General features: G+C 40.4%; 16 protein-coding genes and 1 tRNA gene. 3 read left to right on the forward strand and 14 right to left on the reverse strand.

Annotated elements, in window-relative coordinates; all coding sequences use genetic code 11:
- Positions 1-64: 64 nt before the first annotated feature.
- Entirely contained in the window at positions 65-1,375 is a 1,311-nt protein-coding gene (locus BPR_RS11465; protein ID WP_013281653.1) for a sugar phosphate nucleotidyltransferase, read from the reverse strand.
- Positions 1,376-1,548: 173 nt separating this feature from the next.
- Positions 1,549-2,529 (reverse strand): SH3 domain-containing protein, encoded by a 981-nt coding sequence (locus BPR_RS19935; protein WP_052301823.1) that lies wholly within the window; start codon positions 2,527-2,529, stop codon positions 1,549-1,551.
- 182 nt (positions 2,530-2,711) lie between these two features.
- On the opposite strand from BPR_RS19935, the gene glmS reads away from it, so the two are divergent.
- Complete coding sequence (gene glmS / locus BPR_RS11475; RefSeq protein ID WP_013281655.1) at positions 2,712-4,535, forward strand: glutamine--fructose-6-phosphate transaminase (isomerizing); 1,824 nt, start codon at positions 2,712-2,714, stop codon at positions 4,533-4,535.
- A 97-nt stretch (positions 4,536-4,632) separates the two neighbouring features.
- Here the strand turns inward: glmS and BPR_RS11480 are convergent, their stop codons facing one another.
- The 3 genes from BPR_RS11480 to BPR_RS11490 all read right to left on the reverse strand — a co-directional run bounded on the left by BPR_RS11480 (position 4,633) and on the right by BPR_RS11490 (position 9,012).
- Complete coding sequence (locus BPR_RS11480; protein WP_167531169.1) at positions 4,633-5,247, reverse strand: PilZ domain-containing protein; 615 nt, start codon at positions 5,245-5,247, stop codon at positions 4,633-4,635.
- A 177-nt stretch (positions 5,248-5,424) separates the two neighbouring features.
- Positions 5,425-7,212, reverse strand: a complete 1,788-nt coding sequence (locus tag BPR_RS11485; protein WP_013281657.1) for an ABC transporter ATP-binding protein — start codon at positions 7,210-7,212, stop codon at positions 5,425-5,427.
- Positions 7,213-7,227: 15 nt separating this feature from the next.
- Complete coding sequence (locus BPR_RS11490) at positions 7,228-9,012, reverse strand: ABC transporter ATP-binding protein (RefSeq protein WP_013281658.1); 1,785 nt, start codon at positions 9,010-9,012, stop codon at positions 7,228-7,230.
- Between the two features lie 769 nt (positions 9,013-9,781).
- On the opposite strand from BPR_RS11490, the gene BPR_RS11495 reads away from it, so the two are divergent.
- Both BPR_RS11495 and BPR_RS11500 read left to right on the forward strand, forming a co-directional pair.
- A tRNA-Thr gene (locus tag BPR_RS11495) sits at positions 9,782-9,854 on the forward strand.
- 205 nt (positions 9,855-10,059) lie between these two features.
- Positions 10,060-12,030: a zinc-ribbon domain-containing protein gene (locus BPR_RS11500; RefSeq protein ID WP_013281659.1), complete on the forward strand. Its 1,971-nt coding sequence runs from the start codon at positions 10,060-10,062 to the stop codon at positions 12,028-12,030.
- A gap of 81 nt (positions 12,031-12,111) precedes the next feature.
- Here the strand turns inward: BPR_RS11500 and BPR_RS11505 are convergent, their stop codons facing one another.
- From BPR_RS11505 to BPR_RS11545, 9 genes are all read right to left on the reverse strand, one after another.
- Entirely contained in the window at positions 12,112-12,846 is a 735-nt protein-coding gene (locus BPR_RS11505; protein ID WP_013281660.1) for an ion transporter, read from the reverse strand.
- Positions 12,847-12,884: 38 nt separating this feature from the next.
- Positions 12,885-13,439, reverse strand: coding sequence for a hypothetical protein (locus BPR_RS11510; protein ID WP_013281661.1), 555 nt, complete (start codon positions 13,437-13,439; stop codon positions 12,885-12,887).
- A 519-nt stretch (positions 13,440-13,958) separates the two neighbouring features.
- Positions 13,959-14,480 (reverse strand): DUF4364 family protein, encoded by a 522-nt coding sequence (locus BPR_RS11515; protein ID WP_013281662.1) that lies wholly within the window; start codon positions 14,478-14,480, stop codon positions 13,959-13,961.
- Positions 14,481-14,525: 45 nt separating this feature from the next.
- Positions 14,526-15,689 carry an NAD(P)-dependent malic enzyme gene (locus tag BPR_RS11520; protein WP_013281663.1) on the reverse strand — a complete coding sequence of 388 codons (1,164 nt, stop codon included), beginning with the start codon at positions 15,687-15,689 and terminating at the stop codon, positions 14,526-14,528.
- A 70-nt stretch (positions 15,690-15,759) separates the two neighbouring features.
- Positions 15,760-17,643, reverse strand: a complete 1,884-nt coding sequence (locus BPR_RS11525; protein WP_013281664.1) for a DUF5722 domain-containing protein — start codon at positions 17,641-17,643, stop codon at positions 15,760-15,762.
- 69 nt (positions 17,644-17,712) lie between these two features.
- A complete protein-coding gene (locus BPR_RS11530; RefSeq protein WP_013281665.1) occupies positions 17,713-19,035 on the reverse strand; it encodes a replication-associated recombination protein A in 1,323 nt (440 codons plus the stop codon).
- Positions 19,036-19,152: 117 nt separating this feature from the next.
- A complete protein-coding gene (locus tag BPR_RS11535; RefSeq protein ID WP_013281666.1) occupies positions 19,153-20,592 on the reverse strand; it encodes an MATE family efflux transporter in 1,440 nt (479 codons plus the stop codon).
- A 36-nt stretch (positions 20,593-20,628) separates the two neighbouring features.
- Positions 20,629-21,582, reverse strand: a complete 954-nt coding sequence (locus BPR_RS11540) for a TIGR01212 family radical SAM protein (RefSeq protein WP_013281667.1) — start codon at positions 21,580-21,582, stop codon at positions 20,629-20,631.
- Positions 21,583-21,600: 18 nt separating this feature from the next.
- Positions 21,601-22,557: a leucine-rich repeat protein gene (locus BPR_RS11545; RefSeq protein WP_013281668.1), complete on the reverse strand. Its 957-nt coding sequence runs from the start codon at positions 22,555-22,557 to the stop codon at positions 21,601-21,603.
- Between the last annotated feature and the right edge of the window lie 14 nt (positions 22,558-22,571).

A 22,571-nucleotide genomic window follows, 5' to 3' on the forward strand; every position in this document is an offset into this window, starting at 1 on the left:
CTACTGATACGTAAGAATTAATATTCTAAGTAACAGTAGGCTTTTTATTCTTATAATTCAAATATCACAGTTTATATTTGGTCTTGTCCTCTACGCTTATCTCACTTCCAACCTGAACTTCGATGAGTTTAAGTTCTGTTTCAGCGCTGACAGTATGCTTACAACCGGCTTTCATAGTGATGACATCACCAGGTTTAACTGATGTCTCTACGCCATCAATAACTGTCTGGCCTACTCCTGAGATAACAACCCATACCTCATCTCTGTGCTGATGACTGTGGTAGTTCATAGCATGACCGGCATTAAGAGTAACCTTGATTGTCATACTGCCCGGCTCGACATCTATAACCTTAAAGCTTCCCCAGCTCTTCTCAGCAAACATGATCTGCTGTTCAATACCATCTACAAATGGCTTGATATAAGAACTCTGCTCTTTGTCAGATACAAGAATACCCTCGGGAGAAGCTGAAATAACAACGTCTGTTAATCCCATTGCAAGAACAGGCACATCCATCTCATTTACTATGTGAACGCCCTTGCAGGTCTCATTCATGATACCCTTACCGACAACGCTCTCTTCCATAGCCTCTGTCAGTGTGTTCCATGTTCCAAGGTCCTTCCATTGCCCAGAGAAACGCATTACCTGGATCTTATCTTCTTTTTCTACTACAGCATAGTCAAAAGAAATCTTGGTAAGTGTATCGTACTTGCTATATAAATCATGGTAGTCTGTAAAATCAATAAGTTCATGGGCCTTATCAAGAACGTATTTGAGCTTATATGCAAATACTCCGCCGTTCCAAAGAGCGCCCTGGCTAATATAATCCTTGGCAACATCTATAGTTGGTTTCTCTTTAAATGTTGATACAAGGCTCACATCTTCCTTGGATGATGGAATGATATAGCCATATTTCTCTGAAGGATATGTAGGCTCAATGCCCATGAGAACAAGGTTAGCCTCTCCCTTATCTGCCTGATCTGAAAGAGCCTTAAGAGCCTCAAAATACTCATCCTCAACATATGGATCTACAGGGCATACAACAACAGATTCATCTGCACTGATGCCAAGAACATCAACAAGATAGCTGGTTGCAAGAGCAATTGCAGGAAATGTATCTCTTCTGCAAGGCTCAATTGATATTCCAACATCTGATCCAAGCTGATTGTGAATAGCTGATACCTGTGTCTTACTGGTTGCTATAGTAACAGAAGCATCCTTGTCTACCTTCTTGATCTGACGATAAACTCTCTGAACCATTGACTCATATGAGCCATCCTCTGTCTTAAATATTTTAATAAACTGTTTGGACCTGATATCGTTGGAAAGTGGCCACAAACGTTTTCCTGATCCACCTGATAATAATACTATATTCATAATAACCTCCAAAACCTATGTACATAATTTGCTTGCCCGCCTCCGGCAAATGAATTTGTATGCAAGCATCCATTCGCTTGCCGGTCTTGTGCAGCAAAAAGCCCTGAAAAGCACAAACCTTTCAGGGCCGGTACACTGCGAATAATTATATCACAAATCGCCAATTCGTAAAGTTAAATTTGCTGTCCAATTACTGACATATAATAGGAATATAAATTCTTGTAAGTTTCCTTATTATAATGAAGTCCATCATTGGTGCTATAGCCTGTCTGCATAAGATATGAATAGCTGTCTATCCAATGAACTCTCTCATCAAGGCCATTTTGAAGTGCAGCATTAAAGCTCTCTATCTGCGCATTAGATACACTACATGAACCTACCGGAGTAACTGAAGAATAATAAACGGTAATTCCTGCGTTCTCCCAGGCATCTATATTGCTGTTGACAAGCTTGATATATTTGGATGCATTGGAAAGATCGTTGACGCCAAAATTGATGATCATAACCGTTCCCTGACCTGCATATTTAGGAATCTGGCCAATTGCTGTATTCTTGAAATAGCTATAGCCTTCTCCGATCTTGGCAATATATGCCTTATCCGTTGAACCTACTGCCAACTCCATCTGTACAGTTCTGGAATCACCAACAAACAAGTAAGGGATTCCCGGCATCTCATCAACCATATAGTCGCCTCTGATATACCCGATCAGATCCTTATATAACACCTCAAACCAGCCATTATCTGTAACGCCTGTAACATCCATCTCTGTTCCCCAGGCGACCTTGCCAATCCTGTCATAATCTGTTCCTGCGCCGGCTCTGACATTAACTGTATCGCTGGCAAACATCTTGGCTACATTCTCATATTCAGTTACAGTAAAAGCTGTAAGCGTAAGCTCGGCAGCGTTTTCTTCCTTGGCTACAAGAGTGGTATCAAGATATTCCTCGTACTCATCTGCTGTCTCAGCAACTGCATTGCTAGTATAGTCAGTAATAGTTCTGACTACAGTCTCAGAAGAAAAGTCTGTAGCTGATAATGTCTCTATTTCCGGTTTGTTACTCATAGCCATTCCAAATCCGAGTGCAGTGCAAAAGACTGCAGAAAAGACTATGAGAATAATCAGGTTTTTCTTTTTTTCTTTATACATTTTCATAATCCTATTACTCTGTCGCATAAATAAAAAGTATTCCCCAACCAGTGAAATTTTACAATGGTCTTAACAATATGTCAAATTTGACTAAAAACTATCAAGCTAATATAATATAGCATGTCTTTTTATGGGCAAAATTTGACACTATAATATAAGGAATAAACTAATACGCGATAGGAGATTATATGTGCGGAATAATTGGTTACATAGGAAAAAGAAGCACCAAGGAAATCCTTCTTGATTCTCTCGAGCTTCTTGAGTACAGAGGATATGACAGTGCCGGGATAGCTCTTTTCCCAAATGGTGCAGATGAACCTACTATCAGGAAGATTGCAGGCCGAGTTTCCAACTTAAGAGAAGTGTGTGGCGATGTTACTGATGAGGCCTGTGCCGGAATCGGCCATACACGCTGGGCTACACATGGTGGTGTCAGTGATGCAAACGCTCACCCTCATCATCACGGCAGAGTTACCCTCGTTCATAATGGTATCATTGAGAACTACAAGGAACTTATCAAAGAGTATAACCTCAAGGATCAGCTTCTTTCAGAGACAGATACAGAAGTCGCTGCTTCTGTATTAGATCATTTCTATGATGGTGATCCTGAGACTGCAATCAGAGAGACAGTCAAGGTTTTAAAGGGCACTTTTGCTTTTGCTATTCTCTTTTCCGATCAGCCAGGCAAGATTTTTGCTGTACGTAATGTCAGCCCAATTGTTGTTGCAATGACAGACCACGGGGCTCTTCTTGCATCTGATGTTGCTGCTCTTGGTGTACACGCCAAGGAATACGCATTCCTTCCTGAATACCACGTAGCATGCCTTTCTTCTAAAGGCATCATCGTGCATGATGAGAAGAGACATGAGGTTCCTCTCCAGCTCATGACTATTGACTGGGATACAAGCCGTGGAGGCAAGGGCGGATATCCTTTCTATATGGAAAAAGAAATCCATGAACAGCCTGATGCTATTAAGGATACTGTTTCTCCTCACATTGTAAACGGCAAGACCTCTTTTGCAGAGGAAGGTATTCCTGATTCACTCTTTAGAGAAAATCAGAACATCGTGGTAATTGCCTGCGGAACAGCTATGCATGCCGGTCTTATCGGACAGCAGCTCTTCCACACTCTTGCTAACATCCATACTGATGTAGCTATCGCTTCTGAATTTACATATACCAACCCTGTTATCAAGCCAGGAACTCTTGTTATCGCAGTTTCACAGTCAGGTGAGACAATCGATACACTTGAAGCTATCAAGTTTGCCAAGAAGAAGGGCGCCAAGGTTCTCTCTATTGTTAACGTTAAGGGTTCAACTATAGCAGATAACAGTGATTACTGCATTTATACACATGCAGGCCCGGAAATTGCTGTAGCCAGCACTAAGGCTTTTACCAGCCAGGCCTCTGTTTTCTATCTTCTTGCTATACATGCAGCAAGACTTAACGGACTTCTCTCAACTGAGGAAGTTGCACATTATTTAGACGAGCTTAACAGAATTCCTGAGATCATCACTCAGATTCTTGATAAGAAGTCATTTATCCAGAAGATGACTAACAAGTTCCTCTCACACGATCAGGCATTTATGATTGGTCGAGGTCTTGACTATTCACTCCTTTTGGAGGGATCACTTAAGCTCAAGGAAATTTCATACATTCATTCAGAGGCTTATGCATCCGGAGAACTCAAGCATGGTACCATTGCCCTTATTACGAATGGTATTCCTGTTGTTGCTCTTGTAACACAGTCAGCGCTTGCTTCCAAAGAGTATTCAAACATCAGAGAGGTTCAGTCTCGTGGTGCCAGCGTACTTCTGATCACAAGACAGTCTCTGTACAAAGATATGAACATTCCTGAGGAAGACACTTTCATTCTTCCTGAAATGGATGACCTGTTCATGACATTCCCTGCAGCAGTTGTAATGCAGCTTATTGCTTACTACACATCTTCTGCCAAGGGCTACGATGTTGATAAGCCACGTAACCTTGCCAAGGTTGTTACAGTTGAATAAACATGTTAAAAAGCTCAGCCGGTTCGAAAACCAGCTGAGCTTTCTTATAAATAATTAAATTACAAATCTAAAATACTAAAATCAGGTGCTATTCAATTTATAACGCTGCCTGTTTAGCATCAAATATGGCCATAGCAGTATTCTTCCTGGCATGCTCTATCTTTTTATCCATTATAAAGCTAAGTGCTCTCGGGCCAATATTCTCAATCTCACAGCCAATGGCATTATAAGTACCAATAGTAAACTCTCTTACTATTACTCCTCGAATAGTCATTTTAGCACTGTTTGCATCCTTGGCAAATTCCACCTTAACTTCATCGCCAATCTTAAATCCTGAATTCTTGCCAACTATCAGTGAAATACCACGCATGGAAATATCATGTATAACAACACTTATATTAGCTGAATGGTTGATAACTGCATTTCCAATTATCTGCACAGGATATCTCTCTGCCCTACGCTGATTGTCTGCAATAACGATTTCTCTTCCGGTAACAACATGGAAATCTGTCCCTGCAAAATCAACTCTGCTGATGGTGTCTGCCTGGAACATATGCTTGTCACCGGTAATTGACTCCTCATATTCAAAATTGGCATTTGAAATGATATCAAGCAATCTTCCATCGCAATACACCGGTGTAATAAGAAGGCCATCACCGTATCTGGTAAGAACAGTGGCTTCAACAGTGCGATTCTGATTGTTATGAACCATACTAATGGTTATTTTTGTTGCTTGCGGTATATCATATATTTTCATGGGAAATATAATATATCATAATTGTGAATAAATTGTGAATTAATTATAAAAACGATAATCCAAAATCCAGTTTCCACAATATAATTTCACATACCCAATAGCTCTTTGAAAGTATGATTCTAAAGTTAGGCATCAGCCCACCTCCAGACCTTCCATCTGAGCAGTATAAAGGTGATAATAATCTCCCTTTTTGGCCATAAGCTCATCATGGCTTCCGCACTCAGTTATACCACCGTCATTGATATACATGATCTTATCGCATTTAGTAATAGTAGAAAGTCTATGCGCAATGATAAAGCTTGTTCTTCCTGTAAGCATAGCGTCAAGGCCCTGCTGAAGAGCTTTCTCAGTCTGTACATCAATACTTGAAGTTGCTTCATCAAGAACAAGAATTGAAGGGTCTGATAAAAGAGTTCTGGCAAAAGAAATCAGCTGCTTCTGTCCCTGTGACAAAAGAGCACCTCTCTCTTTTACCTCAGTCCTGTAGCCATCCTGCATACCCTTGATAAAGCTATGTGCACAGACTGTCTTACTTGCCCGCCTTATCTCAACTTCAGTAGCGTCGAGCTTACCATATCTGATATTGTCTTCAATCGTACCTGAGAAAATAAAGCTATCCTGAAGCATGATTCCCATTTGAGAACGAAGAGACTGAAGCGTAACTTTAGAGATGTCCTGTCCGTCAATAAGGATCCTTCCACTATCCACATTGTAAAATCTCGATATCAGGCTGACTATCGTACTCTTTCCTGCTCCGGTTGGTCCTACAAGAGCAACGCTCTCTCCCGGCTTAACGCTAAATGAAACGTTATGAAGTATCTCTTTTCCCTTCTCATAGGAAAAAGAAACATTCTCAAAAGTAACTTCTCCGACAACCTTGGGCATCTCTATAGCATCCGGCTCATCATCTACAGTTACAGGCTCATCCATAGTTTCAAAAATTCTCTCTAGATAGGCCATATTGTTGATAAAGCCGTTAAAAATATTACCAAGATTCATGATAGGCTGCCAGAATCTTGATGCATAGCTTGAAATAGCCACAATTGTACCAAGAGTCTCACTTCCATGTGAAAAGATAAAGAGGCCAAACAGGAAAATTGCTGCCCTTACCAGAACAGAAATAGTGTCAATTCCCGGCCATACAAGGGTACTGTAGCCGACAGCTGTCATCCAGGTCTTTCTGCAGTTACCAGAAAGAGTCTTGAAAATCTCAGCATTTTCATCCTCTCTTGCAAAGATCTGTGTAATTCTTGCTCCAACAATGTTCTCCTGTAAATAGGCATTGAGGTTTGAGTTCTTGTTGGATACTGCCTGCCAGGCTTTTCTCTGTTTATTCTTGATCCAGAACATGAAAGCCATGAGGAAAGGAACGCCTGCGAGTACTACAAGGCTAAGGCTCACATCAACTGCGAACATAAACACAACAATAAATACAAGGTTGATGATTTCCAAAACTACGTTTATAAGGCCGTTACTGAGCATATCAGAAACTGAGTTTACATAGTTAACTACTCGCACAAGGATCTTACCCTGTGGTCTGTCATCATAGTATTGGAAAGGTAACTTTTGTAAATGCTTAAATAGATCTGATCTGATCTGGTAAATAATATCCTGGCTGACATTTACCATAATGTGTGAACGAATCGTAGTAAAGATAACGCTCAATATATAAAAGCAGGAAACTGCTACAACAAGTCCATACAACATATGAACATTGCCACTTGGTATAGCTTCATCAAGTGCCTTCTGCACGATCATCGGGCTGGCCAGTGCTGCCGCACCACCAAGAGCTGACAGAACGAGTGCAAGCACCATTTTTCCCGCATGTTTCTTGATATAAACCCATGCCCTCAACAGGTGGCGCAGGTCAAAAGGCTCTTCAAGAATTTCATCTTCTTTATATGTATTTCTTCTTGCCATGATTATTCTCCTTTCTCACGCACCTGCCTGCAATTTAACAAGTTCAGCATAGTAACCGCCAAGCTTTATAAGCTCTTCATGCGTTCCGCGCTCTTTGATCTCACCATGCTGCATGATGAGGATCTGGTCCGCATCCTTAGTTGTGGAAATTCGCTGAGCAATAATGATCTTGGTACATGGGAAATCAAGATGACGCAGGCTATCCTGGATTTCTTTTTCCGTCTCGAGATCCACAGCGGAGGTCGTATCATCAAGTATCAAAATAGATGGTCTTACCGCCAGAGCTCTAGCAAGAGATATTCTCTGTTTCTGTCCTCCTGACAGGCCGACACCTCTTTCTCCGACTATCGTATCGTAACCTTCAGGCATCTTGGCAATAAAGTCTGAAGCTGCAGAGTACTTGGCAAATCGAACTACTTCTTCCTTGCTGATATTGCTGTCACCGTAAGCTATGTTTCCATCTATAGTATCCGAATAAAGGAGTACATCCTGGGTTGCAAGTCCTATATTCTTACGAAGCTGGTTTAATTTGAGCTTATTCACATTTATTCCATCTATCAGGATTTCTCCCTCTGTAGGTTCATAGAACCTTGGAATCAGATGAATAAGGGATGTTTTACCACATCCGGTTTCTCCCATGATTGCGATAGTCTGTCCGGGTTTGGCGGTAAAAGAGATATGCTCAAGGACAGGGAGTTTGGCATCCGCATACTGGAATGATACATTCCTAAACTCAACCTCTCCTTTGAATCTGTCTGGAACATCAACTGCATCAGGAGCATCCACAATTTTAGGCTCTGAATAGTAAATCTCCATAACCTTGGCAGAAGCAGCAGAGAATCTCTGGAATTCGTTCATAACGTTACCAAGCTGTCTCATAGGGTTTGCAATTGCCCAGATAAGGCCCGAAAATGATACGTACTCACCCATTGTCATCTCACCGCCTATGAGGAACAAACCACCTGCCAAAAGCAGAATAACTCCCAAAAGGTTTGCAAGTGTTTCTACAAAGGGATAGAAACGAAGCCAAATGCGAGCAGTCTTTTTGTTGGTATCCCTATAATCTGTATTACAATCATCAAATTTGCTGATCTCATAGTCTTCTCTTGCAAAAGCTTTGACAACTCTGTTACCTGCTATATTCTCCTGGGCAACTGTATTCATATACGCAAGCTTCTCACGAAGAAGTGCATGCATAGGCGCAACCAGAAGTTTGAAAACATAAATAATAAAGAAAATAAGCGGAGCTACGATAAGAAGGTTAAACGCAAGCTTCCAATCCATGATGATAAAATAGATTGCAGTTGCGGAAACCAGAGAAAAAGCCTCCACTACCATTCTCACAACCCAGGCAACCATGTGTCTTACAGCATCAAGGTCACCTGTAACCCTTGTCATAAGGTCACCTGTCCTATAGGTACTGTAGAACTTCATGTCCTGTCTCTGTATTTTGTTATACAGGAAATTTCTGACTCTAAAGAGCACTCCCTGAGATACATGCTCATAAGCCATGCAGTCCAGATATACGATGATACATCTGAGCACAGTGAGCCCTACCATGAGCGCAAGGAGTTTAAAGAACTGATCCGAATGCTCAGCCATGTTCTGTCTGGCACCCTCTCCGGTCAGGAATTCATCTACAATTTTGCCAGAAAAAAAAGGCACTGTAAGCTGCAACATATTGTAAACAACCGTGCCTAATACTGCGCAGATATAAATGAATCTGTTCCCTTCCATATTGTCCCATAACCATTGCAATCTGGTCCTGGGATACTTCCACTTTCTGTCTTTCCTTTTCATAATGATCACCCCGTATGTAGCATATAATAAAGTTTGCTATAGATTTGATTCTATTACCACCAAAATAGGATTGCAATAAGATTTTGCGCAATATTCTTATCATTTTCAAGCATTTACTAATCATAAATTGTTATGCCCAAAGACGGCCCTTTTATCCACGCAGTGTTATTGCCTGCTCGTCACTGACAAATGCAGATTTTCTTAGATGTTTCCGCATTTTTTCTTTTATTGATGCATGCTCAGCTAAACTTGCAGGACGGATAAGATATCTACTAAATGAAAATGACAAAGCTCGCAAAAGCGAGCGTATTAAAAAGAGAAGAACTCAATCTTTCAAGTAAACTTGAAGAAGTTGAGTTCTTCTCTTTTTATAGATGCTACGCATCGTATGTCATTTTCATATTTTCAATACTTAACGCTCCGTCCTGCTTCAAACAAAGCTTCGCATGCATCGTAAAAAAATGCTATGGAAACATTAGAAAATCGCATTTGCCATCTCAGACTCGCATGCAACAACATCTGCTTGAAACCGGGCCGAGGATGTGAGTACTTTGAGCCATAGAATAGACGGCTGAATATGTAAATCCATGAAATCCCGGCAGGAGTGGCAAAAAAATGCCTCTTGCGTAAGCGAAAGGGCCTTCAGGCGGATTGGGCGCGGAGTGAATACTCTGCGAATAGTAACAGCATGTTATCTGAATATGCTTTTGGGATTGACAAAGCTAACAGGTGGTTGTTATAATATCGTTTGTGACTCCAAGGAGTTCAAGCTGTTGTAGCACAGTCGGTAGTGCGTCGCATTGGTAGTGCGGAGGTCACGAGTTCGATTCTCGTCAGCAGCTTTGCCCTAAACCGTTTGGTTTGGGGCTTTTCTTTTTTGTTATTCTCAATTTCCCGTTTTCACAAAAAACCTACCAATTTTATAAAATCCCAAATTGAATCTACTTTCAGGAGTCTTTTACTTTCTGTGCATCACCACCTATGATAGTATTAATCAGGCAAGGATAAGTTTATAGCAGTGCTATAGAACAGAGAGATATTGAAAATATGAACGAAAAAATCAAATTGACAGAAATACCTGAACTGACAGCCATAGTTGATAATGAAGAAAACAAAAAAGAAGGTATCAATGTATCATCGTTATTCGTTAACTCTTCCAAGGTTATAAACTGGAAATGTGAAAAGGAGCATAGTTTCAAAGAAAAGGTAAGCCTGATGTACAGAAGGAAGCATAAGTGTTTCTATTGTACTGGTAGGCAAGTGTTGTCAGGCGAGAATGATCTAAAGACTCTATATCCTGAACTTGCAGCAGAATTTGATATAGAAAAAAACAATATAACACCTGATAAAATATCTCCTAAAGACACTGGTCTTTACTGGTGGACATGTAAAAATAGTCATCCAAGTTTTCAACAAAGTGTTGAGCATCGTGTAAGTAGGAATACAATCTGTCCTTATTGTACTGGAAGAAAAATCATTAGTGGTAAAAGCGATTTAGAAACACTTTTCCCTGAAATAGCAAAAGAATGGGATACATCAAAGAATAACGGAATTCTACCAAGTGAGGTATCTCCTTATTCTTACACTTCGTATAACTGGATATGTCCTAAAGGTCATTCATATAAGAAAAAGGTAATCAAGAGAACAAAGTTTCACAAGCCCATAGATTGCCCTAAGTGTGTAAAAGCTTACTCAACATCATTTCCAGAGCAAGCAATTTATTACTATGCGAAAAAATGCTTCCCCGATGCAATTAATAGATATAAAGAGCCTTTTGAAAAGGGAATGGAATTAGATATTTACATACCAATGTATAGATTGGGAATTGAGTATGATGGAATCGCTTTTCATAATGACGAAGGTCAGCATGATCGTGAACGCAGAAAATACTTGGCATGTCAAGAAATGGGGATAAGGCTTGTTAGAATCAAGGAATCTAAGGACACTTGGGAAGATACAGCCGATGATATTTTCTATATTAAGAAGAGAATGAAAGATATAGAGCTTTCTGCGTTTCTAAGTTTTTTGTTTGGAAGCCTATTCTCCTTCAGTATGTATACATTTAATACAGACAATAGTAAAGACGCATATTTGAACAGCCATTATGGCTTTCCGACAGATTTTGATATATCTAGAGACCGTCCTGAAATTCTAGAGTATTTAATAGATATTGACGACTCTTTCGGTTCTCAATATCCTGAATTAGCTTCTATGTGGTGCAAAGAAGCCAACGGACGGGTAACGCCTTTTATGTTCACATCAGGCTCTAACTTCATGGCAACTTGGGAATGCCCTAAATGCGGAAAAACTTGGAAGTCTCCTATATGTAGCATCGTTTCTAGAAAAGCTAAAAGCTGCAAAGAGTGCTCCATGAAAGCTAATGGACTAACTAATACAAGAGTAAAAACTCAAAAGAACGGAAGCCTTGCTGAAAAAAGTGGACTCCTACTACGACAATGGGATTATAAAAAGAATGGAAATCTTTCTCCGTATGAGATTCCTTTAAATTATAGCTTTAAGGTTGCATGGAAGTGCGATAGATGTGGATATGAATGGTCTAGCTCACCAAACTCGAGAATGCAGTCAAACAAGAAAATATCTGACTGCCCTCATTGTACTGGAAGAGTTCCAATGTCAGGAGTCGATGATTTTGAGACTTTATATCCTGAATTAGCAAAGGAATGGAATCATGATCTTAACAAAGTACTGCCATCTCAGATAAAACCATATTCAAACCATAAGTTTTATTGGAACTGCCCTAAAGGACATAAACCTTATGTCTCAACTTCAGGAAGCAGAATAAACGGACATGGTTGTCCTCTTTGCGCTCGAGCTATAGTTGGTGCGAAGAATTCGAAAAAAATAGGGCAATATGATGATAATGATACATTGATCAATACATATCAAAGTCTTCACGAAGCTGCAAGAGCACTGCAAGTAGTTCCAAATGCGATTTTCCAAGCCGTAAAAAGTGGACGAAAATCAAAAGGATTCTATTGGCGATATATTACAGATTAAAACATGTTAAAGGCTGTAGTGTAGATAATAAGCAATATTATAGGGAGTGATATTGCTTATTTTTTGCAAATGTCATAGGGCTTAATCATCGTCTTTTTCTATTGTTTTCGCTTCGTTTAAAGCATCTAAATATCCAGCTGTAATAACTCCCGCAGGAAGAGCCACGATAGCGATTCCAAATATTGAAGATATCATGGTTATAATTCGACCCGCAGTTGTTATTGGATAAATGTCTCCATATCCTACAGTAGTCAGAGAGACTGTAGCCCAATATATGGCATCAAACAGCGTCTCGAAAGAATCTGCTTCAACATTGAATATCACCAATGCGGAAATCAGGATGTAGCATATAGCTAGAGTACAAACTGCCAAGAGCGCGCTTCTTGAGTTCTTAATTACCTTCGCAATAATTCTTATGCTCCTTGAATATCTGAAAGCCTTAAAGACTCTAAAAATCCTGAATGTTCTTACAATTCTAAAGAGCCTGAACAGCTTAAAACCAGGGTTTAAAACAGTTACAGTAGGCAGAATTGAGATAAGGTCAACTATAGCCCAAGGAGTAAAAGGATATTTAACAAAAGCTGTAGCAGAGCGCTCCTCCAGTTTATAATCAGCTGTAATAAACCTGAAAAAATAATCCACAATAAACATCCCAGTAGTAATTACATCCATATAGCGAAAAACTGGATAAGACTTCTTAAAAGCAAGCGGAACTATACTTATAATAATTGCAAGTAACATCAATGCATCATATATCGAACTCACTTTATCATCATTATTTGAAGTCTCTATTATCTCGAATAGCCTTCTTCTCATTATGATATACCTCAGCCACCAACATTCATCTATATTGCTTAATTGTCTTTGTTCCACTTTTGCCAATATTTTATTGATATATAAGATGCATATATCGAAATGAGCATACCTAAAGAATATAGAATAACATTGAATATTCCTAACGATTTTACTCTATCCATTATTGCTACATCAACGTCTTGCCGATATATTATAGTATCATACCTTATATGATCATCTAGTTCTTCGTCCCAACAAGTAAAGCTAGCCTCCTGCCCAAAATACTCGTAGGAGTATGGTTCAACTTCGATAATCCTACCATCAGCAGGGGAAACAAAGCCCTCAACGTCATAAGACCCGTCTGTATCGACATTTATCAAAAGATTCCAATAAAGCACATTGTCATCGCTATCCTCAACTTTGACTAGTTTAGTAATATTCTTGCCTTGAGGAACGCTTGTAGATGCCGCCTCAAAAAATGAAAAGGCTATAAGAAACACAGCTATAAATGGAACCAATGTCATCCATTTATATTTGCCAACACGTTCGTCTTTAGGATAATCACCTATATTCCACAAGCATATTAGTAACGACAAAAAAGCTATTGCCTGCATAATTTCTCTCCTTATAACACAGCAATTTCTCTTATGAGCTTGAGTTAATAATTCTCAATAAGTCTCATTTATTGCCTCACCCGACTCCTTGAGTGCACAATATACACCATCACAACCTATGCTATGCTCGTCATAATCATTCATAAAGGTGCAGACAAAACTGAACTCCACACATTTTGTAATATTTCTTTTTACCCTTCATACAATATTGAGCGCCTATCGTAGCTAACCATAATTGTCACTTCTTATATTGTATCACTATTAACAAAATATACTCTAACAGAATCCAACAAGCTCCATTATATATGCTCACATGATCTGAGACACACAAATGCCAGCGTACTTCTGCCTCAGAATCAGGATATCAAATCAGTATCCAAGAAATTTGAGAGATATTGGTAGTGCAATTCCCATCAGAAGCTTTACTCCAGACCTTATGGTTTGGGGCTTTTTTATTTGATAAGGAAATCAAACAAAAACTCTTAAACCTAGTCTCAAACTAGATTTAAGAGTTTTTAATTAGTCCATCATAAGCTGGTTGATAAGATACTGATAAATATCTGCATTCTTCTCCTGCCACTTATCGCATATACTCTGGGCTATCTCCTCAGTAGGAACAGGAAGACTTATATCCACAAGGTTCTGGCCATTCTCCTTGGCCACGAGTCTGACAGTGTACTCATTTTCTGCGGTCTTGTGATAATCACCCTGAATAGCAGTCTCATTTCTCAACTTCATGCTATTATCACGAAGATATTCATCGATCTGCTGTCTGATAGAAGGATTGATCCTGTTACCAAAATAATTAAGAGTTTCATCTCCCTCCTTGGTTATTTCAAGGAAAGTCCTGTTGGCTACAGTTTTCTCGATAACAAGCTCAGACGAAGCAAGTTCGCTGAATACCTCCTGAAGCGTCAGGAAGGTCGTATATTCTTTTTCCAGTATAAAATCATAAATCTGCGACTTGCTAAGAGGTACCTCACAGCGTCTTAACATGTACAGAACAATCATTTTGTATAAGGTTAGGTATTGGGAACTCAAAAGCTTTCCCTCCTTCACAATTCAAGTAATTCTATAGTTAATATATTATTTACAGCTATCTAAAAAGCATTTCTTAACTGCTGCAGATACAGCATCTGCACATCTTGGATCAAATGCAGCAGGAAGAATATTCACATCACTAAGCTCATCCTCAGGAACAAGGGCTGCAAGAGCATTAGCTGCAGCGAGCTTCATTTCCTCTGTTATCTGTGTTGCTCCGCATTCAAGAGCTCCTCTGAATATTCCAGGGAATACCAGAACATTATTGACCTGATTAGGAAAATCACTTCTACCTGTACCGATAACGCGAATTCCAGCTTCTTTGGCAAGATCAGGCATGATCTCCGGAACAGGATTTGCCATCGCAAACATTATAGCATCCTTGTTCATCTCCTGTGCCATTTCTTTGGTCACAATTCCCGGAGCTGAAACACCAACAAAGATATCTGCCCCCTTAAGAGCATCTGCAAGCTTGCCTGTCTTGCCTTCCTTGTTGGTAACATCCATCATCTTCTCCTGCATCCAGTTAAGATCAGGTGATGACTTACTGAGGATTCCGGATTTATCACACATTGTAACATTTTCAAAACCATATCTGAGAAGAAGCTTGGTTATAGCAATACCGGCACTTCCTGCGCCATTAACTACAACCTTGCAGTCCTCTTTTTTCTTGCCAACAACTTTAAGTGCATTGATAACACCTGCAAGAACTACAATAGCTGTGCCATGCTGATCATCATGAAAAACCGGAATATCAAGTTTCTCTTTGAGTCTTTCTTCTATTTCAAAACATCTTGGAGCAGAAATGTCTTCAAGGTTAATGCCTCCAAAGCCCGGTGCCAGGTAGGTTACAGCCTTGATGATTTCCTCTGTATCCTGAGTATCAAGACAGATAGGAACTGCATTGACTCCGCCAAATTCCTTGAAGAGAACAGCTTTACCTTCCATAACAGGCATAGCCGCATAAGGACCAATATTACCCAGTCCCAGAACTGCGCTTCCATCAGAGACAACAGCAATTGTATTTGACTTGATCGTATATTTGTATGCAAGGTTCTTATCTTCAGCTATCAGTTTACAAGGCTCTGCAACCCCCGGTGTATAAGCTATAGCCAAATCTTCCTTGGATTTAACCTCTGCTTTGGATCTGATCTCAAGTTTCCCCTGCCACTCTTCATGCATCTGTAAGGCTTTCTCAGCGTTTGTCATATCATTCTCCTCTTGAACATTTATTTCGAAATAGGTGATAGGTAAATGTCAATTCATAAATCATCTATTCTCAAAACTTAGTACCGACTATATCATACGCAAATGATACTACCTCATTTCGCTTGTCCGTATCAATATATTTAAACACATTATAAATATATTTATGATGACCGCCGGTAGTCTGAAGGCCAAGAGCAAGTCCAAGAGCTGCTATCTCATCACTAGCATCTGTCTGCCTTGAGAACATCAACGCGTCAATATAGCCATTTTTTTCCATCTTGGTATAAGCATACGCAAAGGCCGCTGCCTGCATAGTTTCACCGGAAGTTGAAGAATAACCGATCTCACTTAAGATAATAGATCTGACATTGCCGGAAGTATCTCTCATCTCATCCCTCTGCATATAGTTAGTGAGAACTTCCAGGTTATCCATTGAAATAACCGGTGTAGAAACCGTGTGATTAGTATACTTGGTAGGCTTCCAGAAAGGTGTGTTCTCATTAGGGAATGAATATGGATGCGCTGCTAGTCCCCAGTCAATATTGCCATATTCTGAGATAGTTGCAGTAAAGATGTCAAGAACATCCTTAGCGTCATAATCCCCGGTCTTCTGTGTATTGTAAGTCCATCTCTGATCAATTGACCAATATACCTTGGCCGCAGAGTTCTGGCTCTTTATAGCGTTATAAAAAACTCTGAAGGCATCTGCAAAGGCATTTGAATATGTATTAACATCCACAAATGGCATGTAGTTATACTCTCGTCTTGCATTAACCTCATTGGCAATGATCCACATGCTGACATTGCCGTGTCCTGATCCTGAATATCTGTTGGCAAGAAAGCTTCCAATTGCAGCGCAGGCCTTCACTCCGCCATCATTGACTGCATTAAACATATAATATGGAGCTGTTGAGCCATGTCTTGCATCCGGATGAGTGATCTCCGGGAAAGCTGCTGTGCTTGCATCATTTAAAACAATGGCAGCTACATCTATCCCCATTCCGTTAAGTCTTTTGAAAAGATAATCGTAAGTCTCTATTGCTCCCTGCTTGAAGTGATAGGTCACTCCACCATAGGTATAAGCAATTCCTCCAGATGTAGATAAAATATGTGAAAGAGGAATATTATAGGTACAGTAACTGACTCCCAGATCAGGCAGTTCTCCAATCCTGAGCGGATCCGGAAGGATTCCTTTAATTGATTTATGGCTCATACCGCCATAGCTGTATCCCGCACATGCCTCAGGGTTTGTAATAAACTTGGGATGAGCTATTGAAACATACTCTCCATCAAGCTTTACAGCAACTGTAAACTTGGAAAAGAGCTTGGATGAAGAATCTCCCTTGTTGAGATTTATGGTAAAAGATGTATCATCTCCCTTATAAATCTTGGAAAGAGGCTCGGCATCTTCACCTATTGAATCTTCATATATTTTTTCCTCAAACAGATAATAGTATTTGTCATCACTCTTAGGGATGCCATCAGATGTGACAGCTACTGTAACCTTAGAAGAATTCTCGATAAGGCAGCTATCAATAGAAGCAAATGTGCTTCTGTTCTCATCTGTCATCTCAACTGTGGCAGGGCGACCAGAAAGTGCCTTGGAAACAGACTTACCACCTGAAACAATAGCATCCACAATATCCTGATTTATATATTCAGACTCCTGACTTTCTGTATCTATTTTTTCTACCGAAGCGGCTGTAATAGCCATTCCTGTAAACGGGTCCATAACACTGCTATCCTGAGATGAATCAAGTACAGCAAGTCCCTCCTCTGACATTCCAGTCTGAGCAATTTCTCCAGCAGAACCATCATCCATTCCGAATATCACATAGATTATTGTTCCTATCACAAAAACAGTGGCAAGTCCTGCCACTATGCTGCTGAGAATTACAAGTCTTCTATTCTTACGGGCTTTTGCCCCTGTATGCATCTTTTTCTTTTTAGCCATTACCCCTCACAAAAGAGCACTATGCTTATGCTGATCATTCATTCGCACGCGCTCTTGCGCTTATCATAATTATTTCTGACCTTTGAGCTTTTTCATATGCTCTTTGATCTTAACTTCATATCCGTTTCCGGATGGATTATAAAACTCTTTGCCATTTAGTTCATATGGAAGATACTGTTGTTCCACATAATTGTTAGGATAATCGTGAGCGTACTTATACCCTATTCCATGTCCAAGCTTACCCGCTGATTTATAATGTGCATCCTGAAGATGAGACGGAATTGGAAGATTTCCTGTTTCCCTGACAGTAGCCATAGCATCATCAATAGCGCAGATAGCTGCATTAGACTTGGGCGCAGTAGCTATATAACTCGCAGCCTGAGCCAGTGTGATCCTGGCTTCCGGCATTCCCAGCCTCTCAACTGCAAGAGAAGCAGAAACTGCAACCTGAAGTGCCTGTGGATCAGCATTTCCCACGTCCTCAGAAGCACAGACCATCATCCTACGAACAATAAACTTGGGATCCTCACCTGCGTTTAACATTCGCGCAAGATAATATACGGCCGCATCAGGATCAGAGCCTCTCATGCTCTTGATAAATGCGGAGATTGTGTCGTAATGGTTATCCCCATCTTTGTCATATCTGGCAACCTTCTTCTGGATGCATTCCTCGGCGACTTCCTTGGTGATGTGGATAAGTCCATCCTCACTTCTGGGAGTAGTCAAAATACCAAGCTCTATTGCATTAAGAGCATGTCTTGCATCTCCATCAGCCAGATCTGCAAGAAAATCCGCTGCATCTGTCTCAAGAACAGCCTTGTACGCTCCCATTCCTCTCTCATTATCTGTAACAGCCCTATTGAGCAGAACCTTGATATCATCTGCTGTCAAAGGCTTGAGTTCAAAGATAATTGACCTCGAAATAAGAGCCCCGTTAACTTCAAAATATGGATTTTCAGTAGTTGCACCTATCAGGATAACTGTTCCATCCTCAACAAACGGAAGGAGGTAATCCTGCTGCCCCTTATTAAATCTGTGTATCTCATCTATGAAAAGAATGGTCTTCTTGCCATACATTCCAAGGTTATCCTTGGCCTTATTAACCACATCTTCCATATCTTTTTTGCCGGCTATTGTGGCATTTATCTGCATGAACTCCGCCTTGGTAGTTCCTGCGATGACCTTGGCAAGTGTAGTCTTACCTGTCCCGGGAGGCCCATATAAGATTATGGAGCTCAGCTTATCTGCTGAAATTGCACGATAAAGAAGCTTGTCTCTTGCAATGATATGCTGCTGCCCGACGACCTCATCAAGAGTCCTCGGACGCATCCTTGCGGCAAGCGGAGATTCCTTTTCTTTATTGTTTTGTCTCATATAATCAAATAAGTCCATAACATTAAAATTTTACACTAAATGGGCCGGATTATACAAGTGCCGTTCGTGCCATATCCTTGTAAAATCCGCCTAATAACAGTTTATTTCCAAATAATTCATCATCTGATAAAAATATCATTTTTCGGTCTTAACAATATTTCGAACCCATACACCACTTCTGACCAGTATAAATCCGATAACACATTTGAGGAACTCAAGCAGAGAAACTACTGTAAATACAGTAAGCGCAGGAAGTGCTGTATATCTGCTCAAAATATATGCGCATGGTACAGGAACAAGCCATGCAAAGCAGCTGTCAAAGAGGAATGTAACAGCAGTCTTGCCGCCTGATCTCATTGTAAAATAAGATACATTCGCATATGAATTTATAGGCATACAAAGGGCTACAATCCAGATATATCTTGTGGCGAGCCTTCTGATCTCGGGCTCTGTATTATAAACCTGTGGAATAAAAGGCGCAGCAAGTGCCAAAAGCGATCCCATAACAAAAGTAGATGCAACGCTAAGTGCTGCCATTCTCCAAGCTGTACGCCTTGCAGACACAAGCCTGTCTGCCCCCAGTTCCTGTCCAACAATGATACCTGTGGAATTACCCAGTGACAAAAAGACTTCATTAAATATCTGAGAGATAGTTCCGCTGATATTCATAGCTGCTATAACCGCAATTCCTCTGACTGAATAAGCCTGTAAGAGCGTTGCCTGAGACAGGCTCCACAAAAACTCGTTCATCAAAAGAGGCAGTGATCTTATCAGCATCTGCCCTGCTAAGTGTCCGGGAATAACAAATTTACTGTACAGTCCCTTAAAGAACTCATATCTGCTATTCTTCCTGTGAGCGCCATAAACCACAATAAAGAGCTCAACAAATCTTGAAAGCACAGTGGCTACCGCTGCTCCCAAAACTCCCATCTTAGGAAAGCCAAAAAGTCCAAAAATAAGCAGTGCATTGAACACAAAGTTTACGCCCATGGCAACCATACTGGCTATCATAGGAAGCGTAGTCTTACCCGACTCTCTCATGGCACTTGCATAAACCTGCGTCAAGCTAAAGGGAATAAGTCCAACTATCATAATGCGAAGATAGCCTGATGCATATCCCAAGGTCTCAGCAGCATCTGCAGCCGGAGTATCAGCTGCAATATACAGATTAATAAGGGTACTTCCAAATGTTAAAAGAACAGCTCCTGCAATCAGCAGTATCGTAATGGCTGTAATAAACTTAAATCTTATAGCGGCCCTTACACCCTCCATATCTCCTTTTCCAAAGAACTGAGTACTGAAAATACCTGCCCCTGCAAGTGATCCCCATATACACAGATAAAAGATAAAGAGAATCTGATTGACGATGGCAACAGCTGACATTGACAGCGTTCCCACCTGGCCAACCATGATGTTATCAAGAAGTCCGACAACGTTTGAAAGAGTATTCTGGACGATCATCGGAACAACGACCATCGCTACTCTCCGGTAGAAGGACTCATCACCTATCAGCGCTTCTCTTAGCGTAAATTTATATTTAATTGCTTCCTGCCTGTTTCCTGTTTCAAAACTCATATTTTATTCCTAAACCACCTACTATTTATTTCTTAACTATATGCCTAGTACATTCCCGGTCTTGGCTGTCAGCATATTGAGAACCCTCTTTTTATCAAGACTCCAGAGAGGCTCTACCAATAGCTTCCTCGGCCCATCTCCCTGCATGCGATGGATCACAGTTGTTTCCGGTAAAAGAGCTATTGCCTCAGCCACAAGATCAGTATATTCCTCCATTGACATTATATGGAATCTTCCTTCACCGCGCTCTTTATCCTCAAGATACTGCTGATACATTACTGTCCCTTTCAGTATCTGAAGGTTCTGAATCTTGATCCCGTCAAGCTCCGGCCTGAGATCAGCCAGAAACCGCACTGATTCCAGCATGTCCTCACGGTTCTCTCCCGGAAGCCCCATTATCAGATGAACAATCACAGATAATCCGGCTTCTTTAAGGCGTCGGTATGCATCTATAAAGCATTCGAGATCATATCCTCTGTTAAAAGCCCTTGCTGTATCGTCATGGATAGTCTGAAGTCCCAGTTCCACCCACACTGGTTTGATATTATTAAGCTCTTTTAACATGGCCACTATATCAGGGCCAACACAGTCCGGTCTTGTCCCGATTGACAGTATGACCACTTCATCCCGCGATATAGCAGCAGTATAGAGTTTTCGCAGAAACTCCGAATCCCCATAGGTATTGGTAAAAGACTGAAAATAGGCTATAAACTTTCTGGCATCGCTCTTTTTCATGACCTTGGATTTGGCTTCACTTATCTGCTTATCAAGTATCGTAATAATGTCTTCATCACTAAGATCAGAAGTCCTTCTAAATCCATTACCGGCTCCCGCGGCAAACTCGCCGGATCCGCCTTCAGAGCAAAATGTGCAGCCCCCTGTTCCAACTGTTCCATCCCTGTTAGGGCATCCGCAGCCTGAAGACAGGGATAATCTGTACACTTTTTCGCCATATGTATTCTTAAGATATGTTGATAACTTAATTGCCATAAAAACTATTTCTTCTAATCAAAATTTAAATGAAAATTCGCTACCTACGCTTGCCTTTCTTGTCTTTTCCATAAAAAGAGATGTGACAGCCGGATTGTCCTTGGTAGCTGCATATTCCACAGCTTTTTCAATGTCATTATCAGAAAAACGGTCATTACCCTTATCATCTTTTTCCAAAAGTTTTCCCAAAAAAGCAAGCTGCTCAGTATTTCCGGCAGCAAGATCTATAAACCGCTTCAAAATATCAGTTCCATTGTTCCTGACATACTCTGCATATGATGCCCTGAATCTCTCCTCAAGTTCAAGAGGGTATAAGAGCCTTCCTATGGCTATGTCCTGGCAGATAGTTCCTCCGTCGATCATAGCCTTGGCAAAAAGACTGTCATACTGGCGAAAGTCTATTTTCCTCCTATCCACGCATTCTCTGTAGGCATAACCTGCTCCTGCAATAGAAAACTGGATAGTTCTCGCCATAGTATTCTCATTAAAATCATAAACATATCCGGGAAAAGACAACATAGCTTCGATACTGCTTCCCTCAGCTTTTCCCATGTCATGATCATTTCCGGCTGCAAACTTATCATGTATTACAAAGCGTATCGCCCTATCGCTGTCAGATAAAAAGTTTCTCATAACTTCAAACCAGCTGCGGTTAATTGTTATATCAACTTCCTCAAGACTATCGCACTGCCTGACAACTCCGTCATAATAATCATCTATGCTGTCATAAAGTGAGATTTTCTTAAGGTTTCTACTATTGTGAAAAACATAGCTTCTAAGTATCCTTACAGTTTCAGGAATCTGAACTGACTTAAGATCATCGCGGGATGAAAAAGCATGACTTCCTATAGACTCCACTTTCACTCCGTCAATTTCATCAGGGATAACGAGATCTGTTACACTTCCTTCGTAGCCTGTTATTTCTATATATTCATGATTGTCTTTTTTATCTTTAACTAATTCATATAAAAACATAGATATTTCCAGTC

It is taken from the genome of Butyrivibrio proteoclasticus B316 (assembly GCF_000145035.1).
GTDB classification, from domain to species: domain Bacteria; phylum Bacillota; class Clostridia; order Lachnospirales; family Lachnospiraceae; genus Butyrivibrio; species Butyrivibrio proteoclasticus.

Excerpts from the sequence above, each read along its gene's own strand:
- BPR_RS11465 (WP_013281653.1), bottom strand. The coding sequence starts at position 1,375 with ATGAATATAGTATTATTATCAGGTGGATCAGGAAAACGTTTGTGGCCA.
- BPR_RS19935 (WP_052301823.1), bottom strand. The coding sequence starts at position 2,529 with ATGAAAATGTATAAAGAAAAAAAGAAAAACCTGATTATTCTCATAGTC.
- glmS (WP_013281655.1), top strand. The coding sequence starts at position 2,712 with ATGTGCGGAATAATTGGTTACATAGGAAAAAGAAGCACCAAGGAAATC.
- BPR_RS11480 (WP_167531169.1), bottom strand. The coding sequence starts at position 5,247 with ATGGTTCATAACAATCAGAATCGCACTGTTGAAGCCACTGTTCTTACC.
- BPR_RS11485 (WP_013281657.1), bottom strand. The coding sequence starts at position 7,212 with ATGGCAAGAAGAAATACATATAAAGAAGATGAAATTCTTGAAGAGCCT.
- BPR_RS11490 (WP_013281658.1), bottom strand. The coding sequence starts at position 9,012 with ATGAAAAGGAAAGACAGAAAGTGGAAGTATCCCAGGACCAGATTGCAA.
- BPR_RS11500 (WP_013281659.1), top strand. The coding sequence starts at position 10,060 with ATGAACGAAAAAATCAAATTGACAGAAATACCTGAACTGACAGCCATA.
- BPR_RS11505 (WP_013281660.1), bottom strand. The coding sequence starts at position 12,846 with ATGAGAAGAAGGCTATTCGAGATAATAGAGACTTCAAATAATGATGAT.
- BPR_RS11510 (WP_013281661.1), bottom strand. The coding sequence starts at position 13,439 with ATGCAGGCAATAGCTTTTTTGTCGTTACTAATATGCTTGTGGAATATA.
- BPR_RS11520 (WP_013281663.1), bottom strand. The coding sequence starts at position 15,689 with ATGACAAACGCTGAGAAAGCCTTACAGATGCATGAAGAGTGGCAGGGG.
- BPR_RS11525 (WP_013281664.1), bottom strand. The coding sequence starts at position 17,643 with ATGGCTAAAAAGAAAAAGATGCATACAGGGGCAAAAGCCCGTAAGAAT.
- BPR_RS11530 (WP_013281665.1), bottom strand. The coding sequence starts at position 19,035 with ATGGACTTATTTGATTATATGAGACAAAACAATAAAGAAAAGGAATCT.
- BPR_RS11535 (WP_013281666.1), bottom strand. The coding sequence starts at position 20,592 with ATGAGTTTTGAAACAGGAAACAGGCAGGAAGCAATTAAATATAAATTT.
- BPR_RS11540 (WP_013281667.1), bottom strand. The coding sequence starts at position 21,582 with ATGGCAATTAAGTTATCAACATATCTTAAGAATACATATGGCGAAAAA.
- BPR_RS11545 (WP_013281668.1), bottom strand. The coding sequence starts at position 22,557 with ATGTTTTTATATGAATTAGTTAAAGATAAAAAAGACAATCATGAATAT.